Raw genomic sequence first — 4,710 nt, 5'->3', positions numbered from 1 at the left:
AGTGCCCTACACCTTGGTAAAACCAGATGGCACGCGTTTGGCCGGCTACTCGGATGAAAACGGCAAGACTTTTCAGGTCCATACCAACGACCCCGCGGAGGTGAATTTGATGACCCCAGCTCGTAAGCAAGAGCCCGATCAGCCATTGATCAGGGCTGGGGAAAGCGCTCCCAGGAAGATGACGCTTGATCTTAAAGATGCCAATCCGGAGGGCTAAGCCATGGCCGTACTGCAACAACCCCAAACATCGCAAGGATGCACCACTACCAGCATCGAAGGCACGGTTGAGCAAGCGCCGTTACCTAATCCTGAAAATAAGCTTTACTTGATGGAGAAAGCAAATTATGCCGCTCGTTTCCCGAGATTATCACTCAGAGGCGTGACGTCTAGCGATGCATCTGTACTTGAACTCAAACAATTAGTAATGAGCGGGCTCATACGAGCAGATGAGTACCGTCGCGAATTTTTGTGGGATTACAAGGCCGAAGTTTGTTTCGATATGGCTTATGAACCTCCCAAGCCATTCCTTAGTTCTTCTTGGATTGGTGAGAATGAAAATCCCGATCCGGAGCGTCGCCACACTTTATTCCCTTTTCCTAAGGGTTCTGTAAAGGGTTTGCTACGACGGCCGGATGTGATAATTGTGAAGAGCCGAAACATCCGTTGGCCAGGACAGGCTGGTTCAGATCATCAGGGAGTCTTGCATCCGAACAACCTCGAAAGGTTAGTTGAGATAAAATTTCCCGGCGACGTTTTAGCCGTAGATCAAGAAGAGGCTTACCTAGATATAGCGGGAAGCAGTAGTCGGTTTTCCGTATTAAAAATTACGGATTGTCGTGATGATGGTGATCGAGAACGAGATCGCCAATATAATTCAGAATTTAAACCCACCCAAGAATTTGATCCCGTTCGGTGGCCTTCGTTAGTTCCGAAAAAAAGCGCCCCCCCTAGATCTGCCCCAGTTCCTGTTCCTGCATACGGACCGACAGTTTCTCAACGACCAGCCTTTGTTGAAAGCTGGACCCAGCAGGTGCAAACTGCGGTTGATGGCTTGTTGGAGCAAGGCGCCCAAGGGATTCGCAGTTTGTCTGCGGAGGTCCAGCGCCACCTTGATGACGCGCTGAGTTGGCTTAGTTTAAAAGGCAATTGGGTCAGGCATGAATCTCAAAAAACTTGGGAGTGGGTAAGTGAGACTGGATCAGAAGTACTTAGCTGGACTGACACCCAATTGAGGTCGATCTGGAGAGAAATCCAGCAGTACACTGATTTCACTATCGATGCTCTAAAGGAAATCGAATGGATGCAGGTCCTTATCGACTTGGGAATTGCTGCAGCCACTGTAATAATCGCTATCGCAGTTGGAGGAGTACTTGTAACTGCTGGAATTCCGGCGACAATTATTGCAGGATTCCTGGTTATAGTGCGTCTAGCTCAAGTTTCTTGGGCGTTGCTTGCGAGCATTATTGGTGCAACAGCGCTGACATCGACTGTTACTGCTGGATAAGGAGAGCGCATTGAGCTTATTAAATGAATTGAAAAAAAAGGCTCCTGATTTGGAGTTTGAACTGCCTAATGGAACCCCAGTGATCCGCCTAGGCCTAATTGTCACGCTTTATTTCCGTGAAGGTTATAGCCTGGAGAGTAAAAACACCATTATAGAGTGCTTTAGAAAATTCAGGGCGGAATTCAAGCAGAACCTGAATAGCCAAATGTACAAGCGCTATGGAAAGCTTACCGACACTTCTTTTGCCAAAGCGGCAAGCAGCATACTCAAGACGGATCCAAACGAACAATATCACTGGCAGATGGCGAGTGCAGAAACCGCTTTTAGTGCGCCAGAATTTTGCATCTCTACTTCCAATTCTCCAGAGGTCCACGGAGACAGGAAGCGCTCGTATCTAAAAGTCATCCTTCCGTGGCACTATCTTCACCAGCCTAACGGGGTTGAAAACTATCACAATTGGGTTCTGCATCTTTGCAACGAAACCAAAGCCGACCATGGCTACGGTGGGCTTTCTACCATATTGCCATATGACTATCACAGTTATGCGCCCATGGAGTTCCAACTGGCGACTCAATACCCTGGCTTAGAGGTTGATTCATTAATCGCAAACTTCAAGCGAGAGCTTTTAGACTCTACAAAAGGAGTTAATTGGTATACTATCATCAGTAATCGCCTCCTAGGAAAGTTGGGGGGTGTTGAGAATTTCTGCAGCACTGTCAAACCCCATACTAATTTAGAATTATTCATTTACGACCACGGCGTCATCATTCGCGCAGGCAGCTTCCCCGAACTAGGAACCCCAGAGTATTTGCCATCCGCGTACGTGGATATTAATAGCATTGTCAAGCCGTTGCGCATTAGCAATCCAGATCAGTTGCAGACTTACTCTCCTGACAATATTACATTTGATCAGAAAAGTAGTGCGCTCTGGTATTCGCGCTTCGATGCTTTAGATTCGCCGGTTAAAGCTCCGTCCCGAATTGAAGCAGGCCGTGCCTGTACGATTTCAGGATACTGGTACAGCCCTGCCAAAGCCAACTCTCGTCGTTACTTCGAGCAAGGCCAGCTAATGCCTGAGTTTAAAGGTTCGTCGTGGGGCGCCACTCTTTGGTATTGGTCGGGGGAGGAATAGTGGTTGTTCCCGAGCAGATATTGACTACAGATCGGTAGATAGCAGGCAGAAACTTTTCAAACCACGTCCAACGCCTGATCTAAGCCCGTCAACCCGATGACCTGCATACTCCCAGGCGCCTCATTCGACGCGGCGCCCTCGGGCGCAATGCGCGCTTGCTTGGCCGTTCGCGCAGGTAAGCCTGCGCCGACAAGCGCCTTGGTCAGCCAGCCTTGTAGTCGCGGCCGATAGGCGGCGTCCGGCCCCAATGCAATTCACTTGGAAAATGTGGCACCAGTGGACGCGGCCTTGCGACTCCTCCTACGGAGTCGCAAGGCCGCCATGGAGTACAGAACTTATTCGAACAATGTATCCAGTGCCCGTTCCAGGCGCGTCACGCCAATCACCTGCACCCCAGCAGGCGACTCCTTTGGCGCATTGCCCTTGGCCACGATGGCGCGCTTGAAGCCGTGCTTGGCCGCTTCCTTCAAGCGCTCCTGGCCGCTGGGCACGGGGCGCACCTCACCCGACAGCCCCACTTCGCCAAACACCAGCAGGTCATGGGAGAACGGCCGGTTGCGAAGGCAGGACATGTTGGCCGCCAGCGGCGCCAGGTCTGAGGCGGTTTCCAGTACCTTCACCCCGCGCACCACGACGTGAAAAAGGCCGTAAACAGAAAGAAAAAGGCACTCGTTGCCAAGCACGGAAACCAGTCATCCCTAGCAGTGGAACAATAAAATGAAACGGCGACAGGTCTTTCTAACCGAATCGATTTACAAGGAACTTGCCTCTCACTATCACGGAGTTGAAGCTTTCTGGAGCCAAACACATCTTGACTCAGATTCTACAGAGGAAGAGAGCTTTTTAAAAGCACAATCAATTCTTAGCGCTTCCGTTCGTGGGTTAATCCTGGAGTACACGGCAGGCACCGACATCCACGCCTTAAACCCACTACTTGAAAATGTAATTACCAAGTACGAAACCTTTCAGAAAACACTTGCCATCTATGAGGGTGTCCAGAATATTTCACCACTGGCAATTGGCGACTGGCTGGACCAATACGAAGAATGCGTTCAGATCATGAGTATCTGCATCCTATTAGATCGTGATGATCTGCTAGCGCGCTTTGTCACCTTGATTGACAACGCTGGTTACGCAGGGAAAGATGCGCTCTATGAAGACTTACTCACAAAGGTTCTTCCGTCTAGGACGGACGTTGACACTTGGTATCATTTAATCTATTCAAAGCTGCTTTATGCCATATATGCAGAAACACCGCAAGAATCCTCAGGCTTAGTTGATAAATATTGTAAAGAATGGTATCCAGCGTTTACCCAAGCGCCTTGGCACGATACGCATCTCGTGGAAGAGGACGGAGGGTATTTTGGCTACTGGTCATTTGAAGCAGGCGCCATCGCATATCTTTACGATATAGACGACAGCCATATAAGTCATATGGTCTATCCGAAAGACCTCGTGGAGTATGCAAGAAAAATTAGAGAGTCTGATAAAACTGAGAGAACGTTAAAAGTTTACGCCGGTGATAACTGTACGCGATCGGGTTTTTGGTACACCCCCGCAAAATCGAACTCAAAACGTTTTTTCAATCAAGGCGAGTTTATGCCTGAGTTCAAAGACTCATGCTGGGGGGCAACGATTTGGTATTGGTCTGGGGAGAGGGAATAGAGAAAAAACTGAAATGGCGTCGTGCCCTGAGTTATCTCGATCCTTGCGCAGCGAATGGAACGACCTGTGGCTGCTGACCAAAGTACGGCATGAACGCAAACAGCCCCAGGTGCTCGAGGAGTCGGTACCAGCGACACCACCGACCACAAGGCACCCCAAGCCCCGCGTGCTGGGCGACCAGACCGCCGTGGTCACCGGCCCCAAGGGCGAGGAGATCCACTGCGACCCGTACGGCCGCGTCAAAGTGCAGTTCTTCTGGGACCGCGAAGGCCAGGGCGACGACACCAGCAGTTGCTGGCTGCGCGTGTCCTCCAGCTGGGCCGGTGAACGCTACGGCGGCGTGGCCATCCCGCGCATCGGCATGGAGGTGCTGGTCACCTTCCTGGAAGGCGACCCCGACCAGCCCGTG

General features: G+C 50.7%; 4 protein-coding genes and 2 pseudogenes. 5 read left to right on the top strand and 1 reads right to left on the bottom strand.

What is annotated here, in order from left to right:
* The 3 genes from PMM47T1_RS30540 to PMM47T1_RS29445 form a co-directional block, all read left to right on the top strand.
* Window positions 1–217: hypothetical protein (locus PMM47T1_RS30540; RefSeq protein ID WP_238536673.1), on the top strand; the 217-nt coding region annotated here is incomplete at its 5' end.
* Between the two features lie 3 nt (window positions 218–220).
* Window positions 221–1,504 carry a VRR-NUC domain-containing protein gene (locus PMM47T1_RS29450; protein ID WP_008375779.1) on the top strand — a complete coding sequence of 428 codons (1,284 nt, stop codon included), beginning with the start codon at window positions 221–223 and terminating at the stop codon, window positions 1,502–1,504.
* 10 nt (window positions 1,505–1,514) lie between these two features.
* Window positions 1,515–2,636: a type VI immunity family protein gene (locus PMM47T1_RS29445; RefSeq protein WP_081492741.1), complete on the top strand. Its 1,122-nt coding sequence runs from the start codon at window positions 1,515–1,517 to the stop codon at window positions 2,634–2,636.
* Between the two features lie 335 nt (window positions 2,637–2,971).
* On the opposite strand, the pseudogene PMM47T1_RS28350 reads toward PMM47T1_RS29445, so the two are convergent.
* Window positions 2,972–3,280: pseudogene (locus PMM47T1_RS28350) on the bottom strand (S16 family serine protease); the annotation flags it as partial.
* A gap of 73 nt (window positions 3,281–3,353) precedes the next feature.
* Here PMM47T1_RS28350 and PMM47T1_RS28345 point away from each other — a divergent pair.
* Together PMM47T1_RS28345 and vgrG are read left to right on the top strand one after the other, a co-directional pair.
* Window positions 3,354–4,301 (top strand): PoNe immunity protein domain-containing protein, encoded by a 948-nt coding sequence (locus PMM47T1_RS28345; protein ID WP_008375773.1) that lies wholly within the window; start codon window positions 3,354–3,356, stop codon window positions 4,299–4,301.
* Window positions 4,302–4,332: 31 nt separating this feature from the next.
* Window positions 4,333–4,710, top strand: a pseudogene (gene vgrG, locus PMM47T1_RS28340) (type VI secretion system tip protein VgrG); the annotation flags it as partial.

It is taken from the genome of Pseudomonas sp. M47T1, from assembly GCF_000263855.1.
Lineage (GTDB): Bacteria > Pseudomonadota > Gammaproteobacteria > Pseudomonadales > Pseudomonadaceae > Aquipseudomonas.
This window is presented reverse-complemented; position numbering and strand designations above follow the sequence as displayed.

Coding starts and splice junctions, on each gene's coding strand:
- PMM47T1_RS28345 (WP_008375773.1), top strand. CDS start 3,354: ATGAAACGGCGACAGGTCTTTCTAACCGAATCGATTTACAAGGAACTT.
- PMM47T1_RS29450 (WP_008375779.1), top strand. CDS start 221: ATGGCCGTACTGCAACAACCCCAAACATCGCAAGGATGCACCACTACC.